This window comes from Stenotrophomonas terrae (assembly GCF_001431465.1).
GTDB classification, from domain to species: domain Bacteria; phylum Pseudomonadota; class Gammaproteobacteria; order Xanthomonadales; family Xanthomonadaceae; genus Stenotrophomonas; species Stenotrophomonas terrae.
On record NZ_LDJJ01000006.1, the window covers coordinates 54,482 to 76,976 of the forward strand.

General features: G+C 64.2%; 18 protein-coding genes. 6 read left to right on the plus strand and 12 right to left on the minus strand.

The genetic code is table 11. The annotated features are described in order from the left end of the window. Nucleotides 1–67: 67 nt before the first annotated feature. From recO to rpoE, 9 genes are all read right to left on the minus strand, one after another. Entirely contained in the window at nt 68–790 is a 723-nt protein-coding gene (gene recO / locus ABB27_RS02070) for a DNA repair protein RecO (protein ID WP_057626567.1), read from the minus strand. A 198-nt stretch (nt 791–988) separates the two neighbouring features. Next, entirely contained in the window at nt 989–1,891 is a 903-nt protein-coding gene (gene era, locus ABB27_RS02075; RefSeq protein WP_057626568.1) for a GTPase Era, read from the minus strand. Next, nucleotides 1,888–2,565 carry a ribonuclease III gene (gene rnc / locus ABB27_RS02080; protein WP_057626569.1) on the minus strand — a complete coding sequence of 226 codons (678 nt, stop codon included), beginning with the start codon at nt 2,563–2,565 and terminating at the stop codon, nt 1,888–1,890. Before rnc ends, era begins: the two co-directional genes overlap by 4 nt. Next, nucleotides 2,555–2,926, minus strand: coding sequence for a DUF4845 domain-containing protein (locus ABB27_RS02085; protein WP_057626570.1), 372 nt, complete (start codon nt 2,924–2,926; stop codon nt 2,555–2,557). The genes rnc and ABB27_RS02085 overlap by 11 nt, the downstream gene beginning before the upstream one ends. Nucleotides 2,927–2,955: 29 nt before the next feature. Then, a complete protein-coding gene (gene lepB / locus ABB27_RS02090) occupies nt 2,956–3,759 on the minus strand; it encodes a signal peptidase I (RefSeq protein ID WP_057626571.1) in 804 nt (267 codons plus the stop codon). Between the two features lie 105 nt (nt 3,760–3,864). Continuing rightward, the gene (lepA, locus tag ABB27_RS02095; protein ID WP_057626572.1) at nt 3,865–5,655 is read right to left on the minus strand and encodes a translation elongation factor 4; all 1,791 of its coding nucleotides are present in this window, start codon (nt 5,653–5,655) and stop codon (nt 3,865–3,867) included. A 159-nt stretch (nt 5,656–5,814) separates the two neighbouring features. Next, nucleotides 5,815–7,335, minus strand: coding sequence for a DegQ family serine endoprotease (locus ABB27_RS02100; protein WP_057626573.1), 1,521 nt, complete (start codon nt 7,333–7,335; stop codon nt 5,815–5,817). Nucleotides 7,336–7,463: 128 nt separating this feature from the next. After that, the gene (locus tag ABB27_RS02105; RefSeq protein ID WP_057626574.1) at nt 7,464–8,354 is read right to left on the minus strand and encodes a sigma-E factor negative regulatory protein; all 891 of its coding nucleotides are present in this window, start codon (nt 8,352–8,354) and stop codon (nt 7,464–7,466) included. Continuing rightward, nucleotides 8,351–8,971, minus strand: a complete 621-nt coding sequence (gene rpoE / locus ABB27_RS02110; protein ID WP_057626575.1) for an RNA polymerase sigma factor RpoE — start codon at nt 8,969–8,971, stop codon at nt 8,351–8,353. The genes ABB27_RS02105 and rpoE overlap by 4 nt, the downstream gene beginning before the upstream one ends. A gap of 236 nt (nt 8,972–9,207) precedes the next feature. Between rpoE and ABB27_RS02115 the strand changes: the two genes are divergently transcribed. Beyond that, nucleotides 9,208–11,271 carry a 3-hydroxyacyl-CoA dehydrogenase NAD-binding domain-containing protein gene (locus ABB27_RS02115; protein WP_057626576.1) on the plus strand — a complete coding sequence of 688 codons (2,064 nt, stop codon included), beginning with the start codon at nt 9,208–9,210 and terminating at the stop codon, nt 11,269–11,271. A gap of 91 nt (nt 11,272–11,362) precedes the next feature. On the opposite strand, the gene ABB27_RS02120 is transcribed toward ABB27_RS02115, so the two are convergent. The 3 genes from ABB27_RS02120 to ABB27_RS02130 all read right to left on the minus strand — a co-directional run bounded on the left by ABB27_RS02120 (nt 11,363) and on the right by ABB27_RS02130 (nt 14,059). Further along, on the minus strand, nt 11,363–12,355 hold the full coding sequence (locus ABB27_RS02120) for a cation diffusion facilitator family transporter (protein WP_057626577.1): 993 nt from the start codon (nt 12,353–12,355) through the stop codon (nt 11,363–11,365). 79 nt (nt 12,356–12,434) lie between these two features. After that, the gene (gene dsbG, locus ABB27_RS02125; RefSeq protein ID WP_057626578.1) at nt 12,435–13,238 is read right to left on the minus strand and encodes a thiol:disulfide interchange protein DsbG; all 804 of its coding nucleotides are present in this window, start codon (nt 13,236–13,238) and stop codon (nt 12,435–12,437) included. A 23-nt stretch (nt 13,239–13,261) separates the two neighbouring features. Beyond that, on the minus strand, nt 13,262–14,059 hold the full coding sequence (locus ABB27_RS02130; RefSeq protein ID WP_057626579.1) for a TlpA family protein disulfide reductase: 798 nt from the start codon (nt 14,057–14,059) through the stop codon (nt 13,262–13,264). A 136-nt stretch (nt 14,060–14,195) separates the two neighbouring features. On the opposite strand from ABB27_RS02130, the gene ABB27_RS02135 reads away from it, so the two are divergent. The 5 genes from ABB27_RS02135 (at nt 14,196) to ABB27_RS02155 (ending at nt 22,272) form a co-directional block, all read left to right on the plus strand. Beyond that, complete coding sequence (locus ABB27_RS02135; RefSeq protein WP_057626580.1) at nt 14,196–15,635, plus strand: GGDEF domain-containing protein; 1,440 nt, start codon at nt 14,196–14,198, stop codon at nt 15,633–15,635. A 93-nt stretch (nt 15,636–15,728) separates the two neighbouring features. Beyond that, nucleotides 15,729–16,853 (plus strand): metallophosphoesterase, encoded by a 1,125-nt coding sequence (locus tag ABB27_RS02140; RefSeq protein ID WP_057626581.1) that lies wholly within the window; start codon nt 15,729–15,731, stop codon nt 16,851–16,853. A 218-nt stretch (nt 16,854–17,071) separates the two neighbouring features. Beyond that, nucleotides 17,072–18,499, plus strand: a complete 1,428-nt coding sequence (locus ABB27_RS02145) for a DcaP family trimeric outer membrane transporter (RefSeq protein ID WP_057626582.1) — start codon at nt 17,072–17,074, stop codon at nt 18,497–18,499. Nucleotides 18,500–18,604: 105 nt separating this feature from the next. After that, on the plus strand, nt 18,605–19,954 hold the full coding sequence (adiC, locus tag ABB27_RS02150; RefSeq protein ID WP_057626583.1) for an arginine/agmatine antiporter: 1,350 nt from the start codon (nt 18,605–18,607) through the stop codon (nt 19,952–19,954). 29 nt (nt 19,955–19,983) lie between these two features. Next, a complete protein-coding gene (locus ABB27_RS02155; RefSeq protein WP_057626584.1) occupies nt 19,984–22,272 on the plus strand; it encodes an Orn/Lys/Arg family decarboxylase in 2,289 nt (762 codons plus the stop codon). Nucleotides 22,273–22,495: the final 223 nt, after the last annotated feature.

Here is a 22,495-nt window from a genome sequence, read left to right on the forward strand (position 1 = left end):
TGCCGAGCATGGCTCGGCACTACAGAGTTGGATTTTGTGTACGGCCCCTGCCGAGCGTGGCTCGGCGCTACGGTTGCGAGCGCGGCAGTTCGCCCAGCATTTCCCAGGATTTCAGTCCACGCCCACCGAGGTGATGCAGCAATACCGCGCGCATCTGCAGGCGCAGACTGGCCAGATCACTGTTGTCGGGCTGCTGGTCCACGGCCAGTGCCAGCAAGGCACTGCCGGTGGCCAGGCTGCGGCGTTCGTTGTTGCGCTCACTGAGCAGGCGCAACGGACCCTGCAGCGGATCCAGCCGATAGCGGGCGGCCGGATCGATAGGCTCACCATCGGCCGCGCAGCACCAGTCAAAGCCAACACCCAGTGCATCCAGCAGGTCGCGTTCGAAGCGCCGCAGTGACCAGGCCAGCGTAGCCGGCTGGTCCAGCTGCGCACGCAGCTGGCCGTAGGCTTCATACAGCTCGGGCATCGGGTCCTGACGTGGCGTCAGGCGCATCACCAGCTCATTGATATAGAAACCGGCCAACATCGCGTTGCCGTGCAGGCGCGGGGCGACGTCCTGGCTTTCGGCACGGCGCAGCTGCGCCAACTCGCCAGTTTGCTGCGCATCGAAACGGATTGCCTGCAGGGGCTGCAGGGCCGCACGCAGCGCCTGCTTCTTCGGCCCCTGCACGCCGCGCGCAAGCAGACCCAGGCGCCCATGCTCCAGGCTCAGTACCTCGACCAGCAGACTGGTCTCGCGCCAGGGCCGGGCATGCAGCACGTAAGCGGGCTGGTCTTCAATGCGCATTGCGGGGAAGCCGTGGCTCGGGATAGGCAACAGCCTGCATCCGTAGCGGCGCAGGCTTCATCCAACATCTTAGCGGCCGGGCCCAGGGCGCAGGCGAGAAGCCGAAGTAACCAGGCTTGTCGTGGCCCTGCCCTGTCTCAGTCGCGGGCGGTCGCCATGGCTGCCGCCGCTTCCGGATCACCCATTGCCCGCCGGCAATTACTGCTCGCCGTAGCCGAAGGCCTTGAGCGCGGCCTCGTCATCCGACCAGCCTTCACGCACGCGAACCCAGGTTTCCAGGAACACCTTGGCGCCGAACAGACGTTCCATCTGCAGGCGGGCCTTGGCGCCGATTTCCTTCAGACGGGTGCCGCCCTTGCCAATCACAATCGCCTTCTGGCCTTCGCGCTCGACCCAGATGACCGCGCCGATGCGCAGCAGCGCACCGTCTTCGGCGAAACGTTCGATCTCCACCGTGGTGGCGTACGGCAGTTCTTCGCCAAGCTGGCGCATCAGCTGCTCACGGACCAGCTCGCCAGCCAGGAAACGCTGGCTGCGGTCGGTGATTTCGTCTTCGCCATACATCGGCGGGGCTTCCGGCACCAGACCAATCAGGTCGCGTACCAGCGACTCCAGGCCGTTGCGCTTGAGCGCCGAAATCGGGTGCACGGCGGCGAAGTCGCGGCCAACGGTGATCTCCTGCAGGAACGGCAGCAGCGCACCCTTGTCCTTCATCCGGTCAACCTTGTTGACCACCAGCACCACCGGGATACCGGCGTCGCGCAGCACATTGAAGGCCAGGGTGTCTTCTTCGTCCCAGCGACCGGCTTCGATGACCAGCAGGCCGGCGTCCACGCCTTCCAGCGAGGCACGGGCGGCACGGTTCATCACCCGGTTCATCGCTCGCTTCTGCTGGCGATGCAGTCCGGGCGTATCGACCAGCACCAGCTGCCCTTCCGGGTAGGTGGCGATGCCGAGCAGCCGGTGACGGGTGGTCTGCGGGCGGTTGGAGACGATGCTGACCTTGGCGCCCACCAGGGCATTGGTCAGGGTCGATTTACCGACGTTGGGGCGGCCGATGACGGCGACGCTGCCACAGCGATGAGAGGAGGTGTCGTTCACTTGGAATCCAATTGCTCTATTGCGGCGGCTGCCGCCTGTTGTTCGGCCAGCCGTCGCGAAGTGCCTTCGCCTTCGGTACTTACGGCAGGGTCAGCCACGCAACAGCGCACATGGAAGTGCTTGGCGTGGTCGTCGCCGGTCTCCGATACCAGCTCGTATACCGGCAGAGGCTTCTGCCGGGCCTGCAACCATTCCTGCAGACGGGTCTTGGGGTCTTTCTCGGGCTTGCCCACCGGCACCGCCGACAGCGAGGCCTCGAACCACGGCATGATCCGCGCGCGGCAGGCTTCGAAACCGGCATCCAGGTAGATCGCCGCAACCACCGCCTCGACCGTGTCGGCCAGGATGGAGTCGCGACGATGGCCGCCCGACTTCATCTCGCCCGGGCCCAGCGTCAGCCGCTCGCCCAGTTCCAGGGTTCGGGCGATCACCGCCAGGGCGCTTTCACAGACCAGCGAGGCGCGAGCACGGGTGAGCGCGCCTTCGTCAGCCTTGGGCCAGCGCGTGAAAAGCGCTTCGGCGATCAACATGTTGACGATGCTGTCGCCAAGGAATTCCAGGCGCTCGTTATGCGGCGCACCGGCACTGCGATGGGTCAGGGCCTGCTTCAGCAAACCCTGATCCTTGAATGGATGACCGATCAGGTCACCCCGTTGGAACGTTCTAGTCAACACTGCTTCCAGTCAATTCCTGCGAATTCTCGAAGTTGCCGACGATGTCCAGGTTACCCACCAGCGGACGGCGAACTTCGTACTTGACGTTCATGCGGACACCACCATCGATGCGCTCGAACTTGATGTCGTCACGCGTCACCGACTCGGAGCTGTTGATGTCCATGCGCTTGAAAAACAGCTCCAGCGCCTTGTTCGGATCTGAACTACCCGGTTCGCTGGCCAGCGACTTCATCGAGGTCTTGACCGCGTAGAACTCCTGGTACATCGGAAACAGCTTCATCCCCACGTACAGGCCGAAGCCCACCACCGCCAACACCATCAGGAACGAGGTCAGCGTCATACCTGCTTGCTTGTGCTTCATTGCGATCTCCCCAGAAACGCGTTGTCCACTCATTGAATACCCGTCCCGATACGCGACGGCTCGAAACTACCCTTGCAGAACCAGCCTTCACAGTTCAGCCAGATCAGGAAGGCCTTGCCGCGCAGATTCTCTTCCGGCAGGAAATGGGTCTGCTGCCAGAAGCGACTGTCCTCGCTGTTGTCGCGATTGTCACCCATCACGAAGTACTGGCCTTCCGGCACCACCCAGTCACCCTGCCCGCGCGGGTCGGCACGGCCCAGCAGTTCCAGGATGGTATGGGTGCGACCCGGCAACTGCTCGCTGAGCAGCGAGGCGCCGGTCATTTCCGCGCCACGGCCCTTGCCCACGTACTCGCCGCGGTCTTCGTAGACCATCGGCACGCCGTTGATCGACAAGGTATCGCCGTGAAAGCCGATACGGTCGCCCGGCAGGCCGATCACCCGCTTGATCCAGTTCTGGTCCGGCGCATGCGGCGGCTTGAACACCACCACGTCGCCACGCTTGGGCTCGGACACCGGGATGATCTTGGTGTTGGTGATGGGCAGGCGGAAACCGTAGGAGAACTTGTTGACCAGGATGAAGTCACCGATCAGCAGGTTGGGCATCATCGAGCTGGACGGGATCTTGTACGGCTCGGCCACGAAGCTGCGCAGGATCAACACCACCGCCAGCACCGGGAAGAACGCGCGCGAGTAATCCACTACCGCCGGCTCTTCGCTGTCCAGCAGGCTGGCCTTTTCGGCGCGGCGCTTGCGCAGGTACAACTTGTCCAGCAGCACCACCAGGCCCGAGCCCAGGGTCAGCACGACCAGGATGATTTCAAACCATTTCATTCGGTGTTCCTTCGGAATGGGACTGGTGACGGGGGCCGCCGGATTGGCAATTGCTGGAGCGGATGCTGCGCTCTCCAGTCACCAGTCCCAAGCCCCCGATCACTGTTACTTATCCATCTGCAGCACAGCGAGGAAGGCTTCCTGCGGGATCTCCACACGGCCCACCTGCTTCATGCGCTTCTTGCCTTCCTTCTGCTTCTCCAACAGCTTCTTCTTACGCGAAACGTCGCCACCATAGCACTTGGCCAGAACGTTCTTGCGCATGGCCTTGACCGTGGTGCGGGCGATGATCTGCGCGCCGACCGCAGCCTGGATGGCGACGTCGAACATCTGCCGGGGAATCAGGTCCTTCATCTTTTCGCACAGCTCGCGGCCGCGTCGATCGGCATGGCTGCGGTGCACGATCAGGGACAGGGCGTCGACCTTGTCACCGTTGATCAGCACGTCCAGGCGCGCGAACGGGCCAGCCTCGAAACGCACGAAGTGGTATTCCAGCGAGGCGTAGCCACGGCTGACCGACTTGAGCTTGTCGAAGAAGTCCAACACCACTTCTGCCATCGGCAGCTCGTAGCTGATCTGCACCTGGCTGCCCATGTAGTTGATGCCGATCTGGCTGCCGCGCTTTTCTTCACACAGCTTGATGATGCTGCCGATGTACTCCTCGGGGGTGAGGATGTTGGCGCGGATGATCGGCTCGCGGATTTCGGCCACGGAATTGCCGCCCGGCAGCTTGGCCGGGTTGTCCATCATCAGGATGCTGCCGTCGGTCTTGAGCACCTCGTAGACCACCGTCGGTGCAGTGCTGATCAGATCGAGGTTGTACTCGCGCTCCAGCCGCTCCTGCACGATTTCCATGTGCAGCATGCCGAGGAAACCGCAGCGGAAGCCGAAGCCCATCGCCTCGGAGCTTTCCGGCTCGAAGCGCAACGCAGCGTCGTTCAGGCGCAGCTTGTCGAGGGCTTCGCGCAGGTCCGGGTAGTCCTCGGCGTCGACCGGGAACAGGCCGGCGAACACGCGCGGCTGCATTTCCTGGAAGCCGGGCAAGGGCTCGGACGCCGGGTCGGCCATCAGGGTCAGGGTGTCGCCGACCGGCGCACCGTGCACGTCCTTGATGCTGGCATTGATCCAGCCCACTTCACCGGCACGCAGCGCAGGCATTTCCTTGCGCTTGGGGGTGAAGACGCCGACCTTGTCGACCAGATGCCAACGGCCGGTGGACATGACCTGGATCTTGTCGCCGGCCTTGATCTGGCCCTGCATCACGCGCACCAGCGAGACCACGCCCAGGTAATTGTCGAACCAGGAGTCGATGATCAGCGCCTGCAGCTTGTCGCTGCCACGGTCAACCGGCGGCGGGATGCGGTGCACGATGGCTTCCAGCACCTCCTCCATGTTCAGGCCGGTCTTGGCACTGACCGCCACTGCGTCGGAGGCATCGATACCGATCACCGCCTCGATCTCGGCCTTGGCACGGTCGATATCGGCCGTGGGCAGGTCGATCTTGTTCAGCACCGGCACCACTTCCAGGCCCTGCTCGATGGCCGTGTAGCAGTTGGCCACCGACTGCGCTTCCACGCCCTGGGCCGCATCGACCACCAGCAGCGCGCCTTCGCAGGCGGCCAGCGAGCGGCTGACTTCATAGGAGAAGTCGACGTGGCCGGGGGTGTCGATGAAGTTCAGGAAGTAGGTCTGGCCGTTGCGGGCCGTATACGGCACCGACACCGACTGCGACTTGATGGTGATGCCACGTTCGCGTTCGATCGGGTTGTTGTCCAGGACCTGCGCTTCCATTTCGCGCGCGGTCAAGCCGCCACACAACTGGATGATGCGGTCGGCCAGGGTGGACTTGCCGTGGTCGACGTGGGCGATGATGGAGAAGTTGCGGATCATCCGCATTGAATCGTGTGACATAGGTGGCGGCGGCGGCGCTGCGTCGTCAGGATAACGGGGCATTATCGCACGGCCGGGCCAAGCCCCGCACAGGGTTTGGCCGGCAGATGAACGAAAGGAGCCGCCCGAAGGCGGCTCCTGTAGCTGCGACAAGGCCTGTGCGGCTTATTCGCCGGCCCGGATCGGGACAAAGGCGCTGTTGGCGCCGGCGCGGACCAGCAACATCACCACATCACCCTTCTTGTAACCGGCCAGCTCGCGGTTCAGCGCGGCGACACTGCCCACCGGGACCCGCCCGACCTGCAGCACCACCATCCCCGGAGCCAGACGCGCCTCGCGGCCGGACTGGCTGTTGACACCGGTGATGCGCACGCCTTCACCGGCATCCAGACCCAGCTGGCGACGCTCGGCAGCGGTCAGGTCGGCCACTTCCAGGCCCAGCAGGGCGTTGGCGCCAACCTGCGGCTTGCCCTCATCGGCACCGGCGGCGGCGCTGCCCGGCCGTGCGGCATCTTCCTCCAGCTCGTTCAGGGTGACGGTGATCTCACGCGGCTTGCCGTCACGCAGGATGCTCATCCGCACCTTGCTGCCCGGCGCCATCGCGCCAATCATCGGCGGCAGTTCGCTGGAGGTGTTGATCTCGGTGCCGTTGACCGCGCGGATCACGTCACCCACCTCGATCCCGGCCTTGGCGGCCGCGCTGTCGGGCACCATCTGGTTGACCAGCGCGCCACGGCTATCGGGCAGCTTGAAGCCCTGGGCGATATCGCTAGTCACCTCACCAACCATCACGCCCAACTGGCCACGGCTGACCTTGCCGGTCTTCTTGATCTGCTCAACCGCATTCATTGCCAGATCGATCGGGATCGCGAAGCTGATGCCCATATAACCGCCGGACGCGGAGAAGATCTGCGAGTTGATGCCGACCACTTCACCGCGCGTATTCAGCAGCGGACCACCGGAGTTGCCCTGGTTGATCGCCACGTCGGTCTGGATGAAGGGCACATAGCGCTGCTCGTTACCACCGGTATTGCGGCCCAGCGCACTGACGATGCCGGCGGTGACCGAGTGATCCAGACCGAACGGCGAGCCGATCGCCACCACCCACTGGCCGGGCTTGAGCGAGTTGGAATCACCCACCCGCACGGTCGGCAGGTTCTTGGCCTCGACCTTCAGCAAGGCCACGTCGTACTGGGCGTCGCTACCGACCACCTTGGCGTTGAACTCGCGGCGATCGCTGAGGGTGATCTTGACCGACTCGGCGCCGTCGATGACATGGTGGTTGGTCAGCACATAGCCGTCATTGGAGATGATGAAGCCCGAGCCCATGCTGCGCCCGCGCGGACCGCTGTCCGGCCCCTGCTGGCCCGGCCCCGGCATCTGGAAGTCCGGCCCGAAGAAGCGGCGGAAGAACTCCGGCATCTGGTCCATGTCCGGGCCCTGCTGGGCAGTACGCGGATTGCGGCGGGCGCCGATCACGGTGTCGACCTTGACCACGCCCGGGCCAACCTGGTCGACCAGTTGGGTGAAGTCAGGCAGGCCCTGCACCAGCTGCGGCGCGGGCGCGGCGCGGGTAGCGGCAACCTGCTCGGCCGGGGCACTCGGCGCCGGGCTCTGTGCGCAAGCCACCAACGGCAGGGTCATCGCCAAAAGGCCAAACACCTTTTTTTGGATAAGTGGGGTCATCAGCTCGAGCCTCCAATTCAGTCAAAGCGGGAAAGAACAGCCAAGCCCGGTACGCCCAACCACAGCGCACAAACCTGGAATCCGGGGGAAAACCGGTCGCCCAGAGCTGGACGACCGGCAAGCAACACTTACTGACGCGGCAACAGCCTGCGCGACTCACCATCGTCGGCGTTTTGTGCCGGCATGCGCGGTTCAAACGGGTAGAACGTCGCCCCACCCTGCTCCTGCGCCGGGAAACTTGCGTTAAGCGCCCCCTGCGACAGCGACGGCGCAACCGACGAGCGCGGCCAGGGCCGGGCATGCAGCACGCCGTTGCCGGTGGCAAACGGGTCCTGGCGCAAGGCCGGCGTTGCCGGCAGTACCGGCGCGGCGGCAATCGCCCGCTGCGGCTCGGCCATGCGCGCAGTGCCGGCGCGTGCCGCCTGCTGGGTGCGGGTTGCGCTACCACGGCGGGCGGTGGCGTCCTGACGACGGCTCACCGCTGCGGCAACCGCAGGGGCAGCCGCAACCAGGCCAGCGACATTGCCCGCATCCGCCGAGGTCGGCGCAGCCGGTTGCACAGGCGCGGGAGCGACTTCGGCAGTGGTAGCGATCACCGGCGTGGGCGCATTGGTTACCGGCAGCTGCTCGCGGGCCATGAACAAGGCCACCGCCGCTACCGACGCCGCCAGCGCGGCACCGCCGCCCCAACGCCGCCAAACCCTGTGGGGCTTGCCCGGCGCAGCGGGCGCGACAAGCACCGGCCCGTTCTGCTGGGCATCGGCGTCCATCGCCTGGCGCACGCGCGCACTGAAATCCAGCGGGGCCGGTGCGCAGGCCTGGCCGCGCATCACATCGCCCAACACCTGCCAGCGCTCCTGGCAGGCAGAAAGCTCGCTGTCGTGTTCCAGCCGGCGCAGCATGAAGCGCGCCTCATCGGCCGCCAGCTCGCCATCCACCAGCGCCGACAGCTGCTGGCGGTAATGCAATTCGAATTTATCCGGCGCAACACCGGCCGGGTTACGGTCTTGCGTGCTCATACGCGACTCCGTTCACGGGTAGCGCTGGGGGTATCCAGCAAGGGACGCAGCTGTGCATCGATGGCCTCACGGGCACGGAAGATCCGCGACCGCACCGTTCCGATAGGGCATCCCATTTTCTGCGCGATATCCTCGTAACTCATGCCTTCCACCTCTCGCAACGTAATGGCCGAGCGCAGCTCTTCGGGCAGCGCGTCGACCGCCTTCATCACGGTCTGTTCCAGTTCCTGGCGCATCAACTCACGCTCGGGCGTGTCGTTGTCACGCAGCCGGACCCCGCTGTCGAACTGCTCGGCGTCACCGATCTCGATGTCGTCGGTGGGCGGGCGCCGGTTGTGTGCTGCCAGATAGTTTTTTGCGGTATTCACTGCGATCCGATGCAACCAGGTATAGAACTGGGCGTCGCCACGGAAATTCCCGATCGCGCGGTAAGCGCGGACGAAAGTGTCCTGGGCCACGTCCTGACATTCACTCCAGTCGGCGATGTAGCGCCCGATCAACGCGATGACCCGATGCTGGTACTTGCGTACCAGGACATCGAACGCCGCGCTTTCGCCGCGCTGCACACGCCGGACCAGTTCCAGGTCCAGCTCCTGCGGTGTTTCAACCTCGGCCATAACGGGCCGCACTCCTGTCAGCCCAACCGACGTCGGGCAATAAGACCGCTGTTCGCGGCAAAAGTTCAGCACCCTGTCGCAGCGGTACCGCACCAGCTTTTAACTCCCGTTCGGTTAGCCTTGCGGGGCGCTGACCAGATAAGCCCAACACACTTCCTGACATTGGGATTTGACGGCAGGGAAACAACCTCTGGATCATAGCGGTCTTCTCCATACACAACCGGATGGAACGTCCCATGCTCTCAGGCTTCGACGGGCTCCGCTTCAATCATTGGCACACCGAACTGCGCGAAGACGGCGTGGCTGTGCTCAGCCTCGACCGCAAAGACAGCCCGGTCAATGCCATGTCGCAGGACGTGCTGCTGGAACTGGGCGACATCATCGAGCGCCTGGCCATCGATCCGCCCAAGGGCGTGGTGGTGCGCTCGACCAAGGCCGCCGGCTTCATCGCCGGCGCCGATCTGAAGGAATTCCAGGAATTCGACCGCCGCGGCACCGTCAACGACGCCATCCGCCGCGGCCAGAGCGTCTACCAGAAGCTGGCCGAGCTGCCCTGCCCGACCGTGGCCGCGATCCACGGCCACTGCCTGGGTGGCGGCACCGAGCTGGCCCTGGCCTGCCGTTACCGCGTAGCCTCCAACGACCCATCCACCCGCATCGGCCTGCCGGAGACCCAATTGGGCATCTTCCCGGGCTGGGGCGGCAGCTCGCGCCTGCCGCAGCTGGTGGGCGCCCCGGCGGCAATGGACATGATGCTGACCGGCCGCACCCTGTCGGCATCGGCCGCCCGCGCCATTGGCCTGGTCGACAAGGTTGCCGCCCCGGCGGTACTGCTGGATGCGGCCGTGGCCCTGGTACAGACGGGGGTGACCCGCCCGTTCAAGCAACGCGCCACCGCCTGGGCCACCAACACCTTCCTTGCCCGCAAGATTCTGGCCCCGCAGATGGCCAAGCAGGTCGCGCGCAAGGCCAAGAAGGACCAGTACCCGGCGCCGTACGCGCTGATCAGCACCTGGGTGCGCACCGGCGGCAGCCCGATCCAGAAGCGCCTGGACGCCGAGCGCCGCGCCGTGGTCAAGCTGGCCAGCAGCCCGACCGCACGCAATCTGATCCGCATCTTCTTCCTGACCGAACGGCTCAAGGGCCTGGGCGGCAAGGACTCGGGCATCAAGCACGTACACGTGGTGGGTGCCGGCGTGATGGGCGGCGATATCGCCGCCTGGGCCGCCTACAAGGGCTTCACGGTGACGCTGCAGGACCGCGAGCAGCGCTTCATCGACCCGGCCATGACCCGTGCCCAGGCCTTGTTCGACAAGAAGGTGCGTGACGAGAGCAAGCGCCCGGAAGTGGCCGCACGGCTGAAGGCCGACCTGGCCGGCGACGGCGTGGCCCAGGCCGACCTGGTGATCGAGGCCATCATCGAGAACCCGGAGGCCAAGCGCGAGCTGTACCAGACGCTGGAGCCGAAGATGAAGGCCGACGCGCTGCTGACCACCAATACCTCCTCGATCCCGCTGGTCGAGCTGCGTGACCACATCCAGCGCCCGGCGCAGTTCGCCGGCCTGCACTACTTCAACCCGGTGGCACAGATGCCGCTGGTGGAAATCATCCACCACGACGGCATGGCGGCAGAGACCGAGAAGCGCCTGGCCGCATTCTGCAAGGCACTGGGCAAGTTCCCGGTACCGGTCGCCGGCACCCCTGGCTTTCTGGTCAACCGCGTGCTGTTCCCGTACATGCTGGAAGCCGCGACCGCCTATGCCGAAGGCATCCCCGGCCCGGTGATCGACAAGGCCGCGGTCAAGTTCGGCATGCCGATGGGCCCGATCGAGCTGCTGGATACAGTCGGCCTGGACGTGGCCGCTGGCGTCGGCAAGGAGCTGGCACCGTTCCTCGGCCTGCAGATCCCGGCCGCATTGGCGACGGTGGAGCCGAACAAGCGCGGCAAGAAGGACGGCCAGGGCATCTACAAGTGGGAGAACGGCCGTGCGGTGAAGCCGGAAGTGGCCAAGGACTACCAGGCGCCGTCGGACCTGGAAGACCGTCTGATCCTGCCCCTGCTCAACGAGGCCGTGGCCTGCCTGCACGATGGCGTGGTGGCCGATGCCGACCTGCTCGATGCCGGCGTGATCTTCGGCACCGGCTTTGCCCCGTTCCGCGGCGGCCCGATCCAGCATATCCGCGCCACCGGCGTTGATGTACTGGTCGAGAAGCTGAAGACCCTGCAGGCACGGCATGGCGATCGTTTCGCCCCGCGTCCGGGCTGGGACATGCCGGAACTGCGTGAGCCGGTTGCTTGAGCTTTGTGAGTCATTGATGGAATGCAAAACGGAGCCGAAAGGCTCCGTTTTGCGTAACAGCTGTAGTGCCGAGCCATGCTCGGCACTACCTTCAGCGGTGCACATGCCCGTGATGACCTTGATGATCCGGCCCATGCGCATGACCTTCGTGATCGTGACCATGCCCATCGTCGTCAGCATCCAGCCTGGGCTTCACCTCGGCGCAATCATCACCACAGTGATCAACCTCCACCTGCACCGTCACATGATCGATATCAAACCGCTCATGCAGCATGTCGGCCAATTGCCGACGCAAGCCGTCCGGTGCCTGCCCATCATTCATCACAACGTGCACGGTCAGGGCCGGCGTACTCGAGGCCAGCGCCCACACATGCAGATCATGGATACCGGCCACGCCGGGAAACGCACGCAATGCCTGCTCGATATCCGCCAGCACCACACCCTTGGGCACACCCTCCAGCAGCACATTGAGCGCATCGCGCAGCAGCACCCAGGTGCGCGGCAGCACCCACAAGCCGATCAGTACGGCAAGAATCGGATCAACCACGGTCCAGCCGGTGAAGTGGATGATCACACCGCCAATGATCACCGCCACCGAGCCGAGCATGTCGCTCCAGACTTCCAGGTAGGCGCCCTTGACGTTGAGGCTCTCGCCACTGCCCGCACTGAGCAGGCGCATCGCGATCAGGTTCACCACCAGACCAAACGCCGCCACCCACATCATGCCGGTGGAGGCGATTGCCTGTGGCTGCTGGAAGCGCTGTGCAGCCTCCCAGAGAATGTAGATGCCTACGCCGAACAACAGCAGGCCATTGGCCACCGCGCCCAAGGCTTCCAGGCGCGCATAGCCATACGTACGCTTGGCATCGGGCGGGCGCCGGCTTAGCCGCACGGCGGTCAAGGCGATCATCAACCCGAGCGCATCGGTGGCCATGTGCGCGGCATCGGACAGCAGCGCCAGGCTGTTGGTCCAGAAGGCGCCAATGACTTCGACCACCAGATAGGCGGTGGTCAGTCCCAGCGCCCACCACAGCGGCTTCTCGTGGCGGATTTCGCTGGGCAGATGGTTGTGGTCGTGGCTCATGACTGGCTCCTTTTAGCGGGGCCAGCTTAGTCAGCCTGCGGTGGCGGAGACTATTACATCGCCGCCACCGATTCAGCGATCAGCGTGGGCCGAGCACCGTCTGCATGTCATCACCCTGCGGCATGCCCGAGCGCATCTGCACGGTGCCATCGGCATCCTTGAACAGGATCCCCGGGGTGCCCTGGAAGCCCAGATCCAGCATCAAGGCTTCATTGGCGCGCAGCTTGGCCTGCACCGCCGCCGGCACCGTCGCCAGCGGCTTGATGCCGCCCTTGGCGAAGTCCCGCTCGTTCTGGATCAGCGCCTGCTCCGGCGAGCTTGCTCCCAGAATGGCAGCGGCCTTGTTGGCGCTGTCTTCGCGGATCACGCCAACCAGGATCTGCCGGATCTGCACCTTGCCTGCAGCCACCCACGGCTGCGCCGCTTCCCAGAAGCGATTGCAGTACGGGCAGTTGGGGTCGCTGAAAGAATAGATGACGCGCGGTGCATCGGCCTTGCCGTCGCGCACCCAATGGCTGGCTTCCACCTTGGCCCAGGCCTGCTGGCCCATTGGCCCGGACACCAGCTCCTTGAGCTTGGCCGCGCTGACATCTTCACCCTTGGCATTGACCAGGGTGCCCACCACGGCGTACTGGCCGTCCTTGGACACATAGACGCCCAGCGGACGTTGGCCGGCGACACCGGCGTAACCCGTCAGGCCAACCGGGGTTTCGAACGTGCCCATGAATTCCACGCCCTGCGAGCGCAGCGTGGCAACCACGGCCGGCTCGTTGGCCGCCGCCGGCTTGCCGGCGGTGGAAGCCGGGGCACCGGCCGTCTGTGCACAGGCCAGCGGTGACAGGGCAAGCAAGGAAAACAGCAACATCGAACGCGAACGCATCATCGTGTATCTCTTCCAGTAAGGGGTTATTGCATCGCGCGCAAACGCGCTTCCAGGGTGGCACGCGACAGCTCGCCCATATGCACATCGTGCAGACGGCCATCGGCGCCGAAGAACAGGGTGGTCGGCAACGCGCGCGCGCCGGTCTGCTGCATCACCCGCGAGTCGGCATCCAGCAACACATTGCCGAGCTGCATTTTCTCGGCACTCAGATACGCTGCGACCTCATCGTGGGTTTCGCCTTGGTTGGCAAACACGAACTGCACCTGCGGATGCGCCTGCTGCGCCTGCGCCAACACCGGCATCTCGCGGCGACACGGCCCACACCAGCTGGCCCATAGATTGATCACGGCCGGTTTGCCGGCGAATGCCGCCAGTGGCGCGGGCTGGCCCTGCATGTCCACCAGCACCGCATCGGGCAAGGGTATCGATGAACGCTGCAGCGCGAACAACGCCATGCCGCCTACCACCCACAACGCGGCAGCGGCGGACAAGCCCAGCAGCACCGGCTTGCGCAGAATGCGCTGCCGCGTCTTCCACAGCGCATAGGCCGCTGCAACCAGCAGCCCCGCCCAGATCGAAAAGCCACCATCACCCAGCCGGATGATGGACAGGGGTTGTGCCAGGTAGTCGCCTGCATGCAAGCCCACATGTGCCAGACGCGCGCCGAGCAGCCCCAGCAGGAATGCATCCAGCACCACGGCGCCGGCGCGGCTGCGCATGCCTTCCGCCACCGGCGTCAGCGCGCGCGCGAAGAACCATCCAACCGCCAACGCCAGCAAGGCAAGCAGGGCCATCAAGGGGAACGGACCGGCGCTGATCATCGGCTCAACCCACAATCGCGCAGCACAACCGCACTTGAACAAACAGTGAACACAGCTATCAACACAAAGTCCTCAAAATCCGCTTGTTGCTGCCGATAATGGTCGGCTGCCTCTTGGCACTTTAACGATCACACGCATGAATATCGCCCCCTCGCCCAATCCCTCTTCCGACACCGACAGCAGCGCGCTGGCCGATGCCTGGAAATACAGCCTCGAGGCTGCCGGCCCCGCTGCAAGCAGCGTGTTGGCCGGTCTGGCCGAGGGCCATGCCGCCGAACTTGCCGCGCATTTTTACAAGATCATGATGAACGACGCGCGTGCCTCACGCTCGATGTCACATGACCAGGTGCGGGTGCGCCTGCAACCGGCGATGCAACGCTGGGTCAGGGACCTGCTACGCGCCAGCACTGCCGACGTCGAACAGTTGATCGCCAACCAGCGTGTCATCGGCGATGTACATGCACGCGTGGGCATACCGGTGGATCTGGTCACCCGCGGCACCCGCGTACTGAAACAACGCCTGTTCCAATTGATCGGCGAACACGCCGGGCATAGCGAAACCGCGCATGCGGCCATCGCCAGCCTTACCGCTTCGTTCGATATCGCGCTGGAGGGTATGACACTTGCCTATTCCAATGCACGGGAACGTTCCTCACGCACCGATGCCGCCTACCGCCTGTTCTCGCTGGTGCAGAACGTCAGCACCGAGCGCGAACGCCAGCGCGCCCTGCTGCTGGACTGGGAAAACACCTTGCTTTACGCACTTGCGGCGCAGGGCGACATGGGCGGTTTCCAGACCCTGGCGCGTTCGGAATTCGGCCTGTGGTTCAACCACAAGGGCATACCGAGTTTTGGCGAGAGCTCGGAAACCCGCCAGATCAGCGCCCTGATCAACGAGGTTGACCAGCTGCTGCAGCACACCCTGCAGCAGGAAAGCGATCCGGCCGTGCGCACTGCACGGCTGCAGGATGTGCGGTCCAAGGTCAGCCAGGTGCGCAGCCTGCTGGGCATGCTGTTCGAGCGCATCGGCGAGTTGGATGCCGGCTGCGATGCCTTGACCAACCTGCTCAATCGACGCTTCCTGCCCACCGTGCTACGTCGCGAGATTGAACTGGCGGAAAAATCATCCGGCAGCTTCGGCGTGCTGTTGCTGGACCTTGACCATTTCAAGGCGATCAACGACACGCACGGCCACGAAGCCGGCGACCGCGCCCTGCAGCATGTGGCAGGCATCCTCAGCCAGTTCACCCGCGGCAGCGACTATGTATTCCGCTATGGTGGCGAAGAGTTCGTGGTTGTACTGGTCGCTGTGGAAGCGCGCCAGGCAATGGTGATTGCCGATGGCCTGTGCCGGCGCATGGCCGAGACCCCGGTCGTTCTGGCCGATGGCCAGCTGCTGGAGATCAGCGCCAGCATCGGCGTGGCCCTGTATGACGGCCACCCGGACTACGAGCGGGTGATGGCACGCGCCGATGCCGCCATGTACCAGGCCAAGAAACAGGGCCGCAACCGGGTGGTACTGGGCAGTGACGCCCTGCCCGCTGCCCCGGGACGCAACGCGCTGCGCCGCGATTGAGCGCGCGCAACCAACCGATAGCACATGCCGTGCAGGCAGCAGCGGCCTAGGCTGGGTTCGGGTGCATCAGGCCACCCGATTCCGGAATCCGCCATGCCCGTCGTAACCCGCGCCCTGCTGATCGCGCTGCTGTGCAGTGCCCTGCCCCTATCGCAAGCCATCGCCCGCGAAGTGCCTGAACCGGCCGACCATGTACAGGCCGATGGCCCCTACATCTTCCGCGACGGCACGCGGCTGCAGGCGCAATGGATCTGTGACGACCGCGTGGTGTCGCGGAAATACCGGGGCAACCGCAACAACGTACGCCGCGCAAGCCGCGATTGCGGTTACCCGCATACGCTGCACATCGCCCCGCTTGCCGATCCCGCCATCGCCATACTGCCGGCGGTGCCGCGCATCGTCGCCGTCTCCGACATCCACGGCCAGTACGGCCTGCTGCGGCAGCTGCTGCGCGCCAACGGCGTGATCGACCCGGACGACAACTGGGCACTGGGACGCGACACGCTGGTGATCGCCGGTGATGTGTTCGACCGCGGCCCACAGGTCACCGAAGCGTTCTGGCTGCTGTACAGCCTGCAGCAGCAGGCCGCACAGGCTGGCGGCGCGGTGCACTTCGTGCTCGGCAACCACGAAACCATGGTGCTGTACGACGACCTGCGCTACGTCAATCCAAAATACCTGCGCAGCGCGCAGCTGCTGGGCCGCAGCTACCCGCAGCTGTACGGTGCGGATTCGGTGATCGGCCAATGGCTGCGGACCCGGCCGGTGCTGCTGCGCATCGGCGATACCTTGTTCCTGCACGGCGGCATCTCGCCCGAGGCTTTGCCGTTGGCGCTGGATCAAACCGCAACCAATACGGCCTACCAGGCATCGCTGGGGCGGCCCAAGGCCGAGGTCAAGGCCGATGCGACAACTGCGCCGCTGTACGACGGCAAGACCAGCCCAATCTGGTACCGCGGCTATTTCGACGGCCGCCTGGATACGGCCGGCGTGCAGGGCGTGCTCGACCAGCTCGGGCTCAAGCGCATCGTCGTCGGCCACACTTCTATGCCGCATGTCAGCAGCTTTCACGGCGATCGCATCATCGCCATCGACAGCAGCATCAAGAATGGCGAGAACGGCGAACTATTGTTCATCGAAGACGGCAAGCTCAGCCGCGGCTTGCTGGATGGCAGCCGGGTGCCGTTGGCGATAGGTCAGATGGAAAGTGAGGACTGAAAAACGCGCCACGCAAAGCTCTCAGGAGTTGACTCTTTATGACATCAGGTTTCATCCGATATTCACGTAGTAATAACCTCATCTCGACCATGGTAAATGGGCAGGCTCGGCGCGGATTCGAGGGAGGCGGTCGGCGCGCGGGCAGCGGTTAAAACAGGATATCCCGTGGCCGGAATCCGTTCCGGCCGCCAATGGTGTTTCTTCCCCCGGAACACGCGATGAAACCACTGACGCTGGCCACATTGCTGCCCTTTGCACTGCTGCCTGCCACGGCGGGCGCGCAGGACTCCGTCGCTGCCCTGCGCGCGGAAATCGCCCAGGCCCAGCAGCATCTGCAGTCGCTCAACGCTCGGCTTGATGCACTGGAGCAGGGACAGGGCAGTCCTTCGGCAAAACCTCCACCATCTCCGGCTTCTGCATCGCAGATCTCAATCGCGCCGCCCAAGCCTGAAACTCCCCGCACCAATCAAACGTCGCTTGCGCAGGCCATCATCCCCGCCCGCGATTCGGTTGCCGATCCATCTACCGGCGCCTCGCGCCCGGACAACGCGCCCCCGCCCAACGACCCCGAACTGAAAGGCTTCATCGCCATTCCCGGCACGCAGACCCTGATCCGGCTCGGTGGCTACGCCAAGCTCGACGCCATCACCGATAGCCGCGCCGCCGGCGACACCGAGCAGTTCATTCCCTCGTCGATGCCGGTGGATGGCCCCCACCGCGATGTCTCGCATTTCGGCATGCATGCCAAGCAGACCCGTTTCAGCTTCGAGGCGCGCCGACCAACCACGCATGGGAACCTGCGCTTCTACCTGGAAAACGACTTCTTCGGCAGCAGCGACAGCTATCAGTTCCGCCTGCGTCATGCCTATGGTCAGCTGGGCAATACCTATGCCGGCTACGGCTATTCCACCTTCATGGATGCCGACTCGCTGCCGGACACGCTGGACTTTGCCGGGCCCGGTGCGGCCGGCTACCTGCTGGTTGCCGGCATCCACCACAGCTTTGCGCTGGGCAAGGGCAATACCTTGACCGTGGCCGCCGAAGACCCGGATTCGCAGCTGGCCAACACCGGCCAGAGCGACAGCAGCGTCGAGCATCTTCCCGATGTCAGCCTGATCGCGCGCATGGAGCGTGATTGGGGCCACCTGCAACTGGGCGCGGTGCTGCGCAGCCTGGGCTATGACGGCGATGGCCGCAGCGACCGTACGTTCGGTGGCGGCCTGCAGCTGAGCGGCTCCTATGCGGTGGCCGAGCGTGACCTGTTGCTGTTCGGCCTGGTTGGCGGCAAGGGTATCAGCCGCTATACCGCCGACCTCACCGGCTCCAACCTGGATGCCGCCATCGATGGCGACGGCCGGCTCAAGGCGCTACCGCTGCGCGGTGGCTTCTTCGGCTACACCCACTACTGGTCGGAGCTGTGGCGGTCCAACCTGATCTACGGGCAACTGCAGATCGACAGCGCCGACGCGCTCGCCAGCGATGCCTTCCGCCGCAGCCGCTATGCCGCACTGAACCTGCTCTGGAGCCCGGCACCGTCGTGGACCATGGGCATGGAGCTGCTGTATGGCCAGCAGCAACTGCAGGACGGCCGTGATGCGGACACGCTGCGCCTGCAGGGCAGCCTTCAATACAACTTCATCAAGTAACAGGCAGCTGATGCCTGCACGCGCCACGTGCAGCTCGCCACCCAACGATTCACGCAATGTCCTTCCCATCGAATGAACCGGCAATGCCGGTGAAAGGAGATAGTCATGGCAGGTCAGAAGAAAATCGGGGTCGTTGGCGCGACCTTCCTGGTGGCAGGCAACATGATGGGCTCAGGGGTGTTCCTGCTGCCATCGAGCCTGGCAAAGATCGGTACCGCCTCGATCTGGGGTTGGCTGGTAACCACGGCCGGCGCGCTGTTGCTGGCCTTCGTATTCGCAAAACTCGGCAAGCTGGCGCCCAAGGCCGGTGGCCCGTATGCCTATGCGCGTGACTGGTTCGGCCCCTATATGGGCTTCCAGACCAATACCATCTACTGGTTCGCCAACTGGATCGGCAATGTCGCCATTCCGATCGCAGCGGTCGGCTACTTCAGCTATTTCTTCCCGGTGCTGTCCGATCCAGTGCCCCGCTGCATCGCGGTGCTGCTGCTGGTGTGGGCATTGAGCTTTGCCAATGTGATCGGCCCGTCCTTCGTCAGCCGCGTGCAGACGGTGACCACCAGCTTCGCGTTGGTGCCGATCCTGGGCATTGCCATCTTTGGCTGGTTCTACTTCGACCCCGCCATCTTCAAGGGTGCCTACAACGTTTCCGGCCAATCCAATTTCGGAGCGGTCTCCAGCGCCGCGGCACTGACCCTGTGGGCCTTCATTGGCGTGGAATCAGCATCGGTCACCGCCGGCGTGGTGGAAAACCCGGAGAAGAACGTGGCCCGTGCAACCCTGGCCGGCGTGTTTCTGGCGGCAATTGCCTATATCGCCAGCTCCTCGGTGATCATGGGCATGGTGCCCAACGCCGACCTGCAGGTATCGGATGCACCGTTCGCGTTGGCCGCAGCCAACGCGGTGGGTGGCTGGGGCGGCGCGCTGGTGAGCCTGTGCGCCTTCGTCGGCGCTGCCGGCTCATTGGGCGGCTGGATCCTGTTGACCGCGCAGAGTGCCAAGGCAGCCTCGGATGATGGCCTGTTCCCCAGCGTTTTCAGCAAGATCAACAAGGACGAGGTGCCGGTCAAGGGCGTGCTGATCGTCGCGGTACTGATGACGCTGGCGGTGCTGATCACCTCCACTTCGGAAACCGCCTCGGCACAGTTCGACGTGATCACCTCGGCGGCGGTGGTACTGACCCTGCTGCCCTATATCTACTCCTGCGTGGCCTGCTATTTCGTGGTCGAGCGCTCGCATACGCTGGCCCACACCGGCGCGTTCTGGGTCCTGACCAGCATCACCGTCGTCTACTGCCTGTGGGCCATCTATGGATCGTCCGGCAGCATCGTCCAGTACGCCTTCCTGTTCGTACTGTTCATCACCGTGTTCTATCCGTTCTTCAGCGATGAGCGCCGCAAGCAGCGCCTGGCCAAATTCACTCCGAATGGCACCGCACGTGCCAGCACGAACTGATCCCCCGCTCGGTAGATAGGAACAACGCCATGTACTTCAAATCACTGGACTACCCGATCGTCATCATCGATGCCGACTACGAATCGCCGCGTATCGCCGGCATCCTGATCCGCGCCCTGGCCGATGAGCTGCGCAAGAGCGACCAGCGCGTGCTCACCGGCCTGAACCTGGACGATGCCCGTGCCGGCGCACGCACCTATGTGGCCGCGTCGGCGGTACTGATCTCCATCGACGGCACCGAGGACGATGACGACCAGTTCCAACGCCTGCTCGCCTTCCTGCGGGAGCAGAGCCAGCGCCGCGCCGACCTGCCGGTATTCCTCTACGGCGAACGCCGCACCATCGAGAAAATACCGAGCAAGCTGCTCAAGTTCGTGCACGGCTACATCTTCCTGTTCGAGGACACCAAGAGCTTCATCGCCCGCCAGGTGATGCGCGCCGCCGACGACTACATGGCCAAGCTGCTGCCACCGTTCTTCAAGGCGCTTATCCATCACTCCGCGCAATCCAACTACTCCTGGCATACGCCCGGACACGCCGGCGGCGTCGCCTTCACCAAGTCACCGGTAGGCCGTGCACTGCACCAGTTCTACGGCGAAAACACCTTGCGCAGCGATCTGTCGATCTCGGTGCCGGAGCTGGGCTCGCTGCTCGACCACACCGGCCCGATCCGTGACGCCGAAGCCGAGGCCGCGCGCAACTTCGGTGCCGACCATACCTTCTTCGTCACCAATGGCACCTCCACCGCCAACAAGATCGTCTGGCATGGCACGGTTGCGCGTGGCGACATCGTGTTTGTCGACCGCAACTGTCACAAGTCGCTGCTGCACGCGCTGATCATGACGGGCGGCATTCCGGTGTACTTCACCCCCAGCCGCAACGCGCACGGCATCATCGGCCCGATCAGCTTGGATCAGTTCTCCGCTGAAGCGTTGCAGAAGATGATCCAGGCCAATCCGCTGGCCAGCAAGGCCGTCAAGCCCGGCGTCAAGCCGCGCATAGCGGTGGTCACCAACTCCACCTATGACGGGCTCTGTTACAACGCCGAAAAGATTGCCGACAACCTCGGCTCAGCGGTGGACTTCCTGCACTTCGATGAAGCCTGGTACGCCTATGCCGCGTTCCACCCCTTCTACGAAAACCACTACGGCATGGCCAAGGGCAAGCCACGCGAGCAGGACGCCATCATCTTCACCACCCATTCCACGCACAAGCTGCTGGCTGCGTTCTCGCAGGCATCGATGATCCATGTGCGCAATGCGGCAACGCGCGAACTGGATGCAGAGCGCTTCAACGAATCATTCATGATGCATACCTCCACCAGCCCGCATTACGGCATCATCGCCTCCTGCGATGTCGCCTCGAAGATGATGGAAGGTGAGGCCGGTAAATCGCTGGTGCAGGAAATGCACGATGAAGCCGTTACCTTCCGCCGAGCGATGCTGCACGTCAGCGAGGATCTTGGCCGCGATGACTGGTGGTTCAAGGTCTGGCAACCCGATGGCGTGGAGCGCAACCTGGCCAAGGGCGACAGCTCCAAGCCGATGGTCACCTCGCGCCCGGACTGGTATCTGCGCCCGGATGCGCGCTGGCACGGTTTCGACAACCTCGCCGATGACTATGTGCTGATCGATCCGGTCAAGGTCACCCTGCTGACCCCCGGCCTGTCGATGGATGGCGAGATGGGCAAGCTCGGCATCCCCGCGGCGATACTGAGCAAATTCCTGTGGTCGCGCGGCCTCACCGTGGAAAAGACCAATCTGTACTCGGTGTTGTTCCTGTTCTCGATGGGCATCACCAAGGGCAAGTGGAGCACACTGGTCACCGAGCTGCTGGCGTTCAAGGACCTGTACGACACCAACGCACCGCTGAGCCAGTCACTGCCCAGCCTGCTCGAAGACAATGCTGCAGCCTACGCCGGCTGGGGCCTGCGCGACCTGTGCATGGCCCTGCACGAGTTCAACCGGGAGTTCCGTGTTGCCGAGGTGATGCGCGAGATGTATGTGGATTTGCCGGAGCCGGTCATCACCCCTGCCGAAGCCTATAACCATCTTGTGCGTGGCGAGATCGAGCGGGTGGACATCGACCAGCTCAGCGGCCGCGTCGCCGGCACCATGCTGGTGCCCTATCCGCCGGGTATTCCAACCATCATGCCGGGCGAACGCTTCGGCGCCAGCGACGAACCCATCATCCAGTCACTGCGCATCGCCCGCGAACAGAACGCGCGTTTCCCGGGATTTGAGTCGGATGTGCATGGCTTGATCATCGACAACAGCGGCGAGCAGCCGAGTTATCGGGTGGAGGTTTTGAAGATTTGAGGCAGGTTGCAGAAACAGCTGCAGGCATTCCCTTCTCCCGCTTGCGGGAGAAGGTGCCCCGCAGGGGCGGATGAGGGGAGCTTCTGGCTTCTGGCTTCTTGCATCTTTGTTTTTACTATCGCTCCGCTCAGCTCAAGATCTGCTCCACGTGCTTTCAAAGCGCCCTCACCCCAACCCCTCTCCCGTAAACGGGAGAGGGGCTTTTCAAGCCTGGCGCCCTTAC

Excerpts from the sequence above, each read along its gene's own strand:
- recO (WP_057626567.1), bottom strand. The coding sequence starts at position 790 with ATGCGCATTGAAGACCAGCCCGCTTACGTGCTGCATGCCCGGCCCTGG.
- ABB27_RS02085 (WP_057626570.1), bottom strand. The coding sequence starts at position 2,926 with ATGAAGCACAAGCAAGCAGGTATGACGCTGACCTCGTTCCTGATGGTG.
- lepB (WP_057626571.1), bottom strand. The coding sequence starts at position 3,759 with ATGAAATGGTTTGAAATCATCCTGGTCGTGCTGACCCTGGGCTCGGGC.
- lepA (WP_057626572.1), bottom strand. The coding sequence starts at position 5,655 with ATGCGGATGATCCGCAACTTCTCCATCATCGCCCACGTCGACCACGGC.
- ABB27_RS02100 (WP_057626573.1), bottom strand. The coding sequence starts at position 7,335 with ATGACCCCACTTATCCAAAAAAAGGTGTTTGGCCTTTTGGCGATGACC.
- ABB27_RS02105 (WP_057626574.1), bottom strand. The coding sequence starts at position 8,354 with ATGAGCACGCAAGACCGTAACCCGGCCGGTGTTGCGCCGGATAAATTC.
- rpoE (WP_057626575.1), bottom strand. The coding sequence starts at position 8,971 with ATGGCCGAGGTTGAAACACCGCAGGAGCTGGACCTGGAACTGGTCCGG.
- ABB27_RS02115 (WP_057626576.1), top strand. The coding sequence starts at position 9,208 with ATGCTCTCAGGCTTCGACGGGCTCCGCTTCAATCATTGGCACACCGAA.
- ABB27_RS02120 (WP_057626577.1), bottom strand. The coding sequence starts at position 12,355 with ATGAGCCACGACCACAACCATCTGCCCAGCGAAATCCGCCACGAGAAG.
- dsbG (WP_057626578.1), bottom strand. The coding sequence starts at position 13,238 with ATGATGCGTTCGCGTTCGATGTTGCTGTTTTCCTTGCTTGCCCTGTCA.
- ABB27_RS02130 (WP_057626579.1), bottom strand. The coding sequence starts at position 14,059 with ATGATCAGCGCCGGTCCGTTCCCCTTGATGGCCCTGCTTGCCTTGCTG.
- ABB27_RS02135 (WP_057626580.1), top strand. The coding sequence starts at position 14,196 with ATGAATATCGCCCCCTCGCCCAATCCCTCTTCCGACACCGACAGCAGC.
- ABB27_RS02140 (WP_057626581.1), top strand. The coding sequence starts at position 15,729 with ATGCCCGTCGTAACCCGCGCCCTGCTGATCGCGCTGCTGTGCAGTGCC.
- ABB27_RS02145 (WP_057626582.1), top strand. The coding sequence starts at position 17,072 with ATGAAACCACTGACGCTGGCCACATTGCTGCCCTTTGCACTGCTGCCT.
- adiC (WP_057626583.1), top strand. The coding sequence starts at position 18,605 with ATGGCAGGTCAGAAGAAAATCGGGGTCGTTGGCGCGACCTTCCTGGTG.
- ABB27_RS02155 (WP_057626584.1), top strand. The coding sequence starts at position 19,984 with ATGTACTTCAAATCACTGGACTACCCGATCGTCATCATCGATGCCGAC.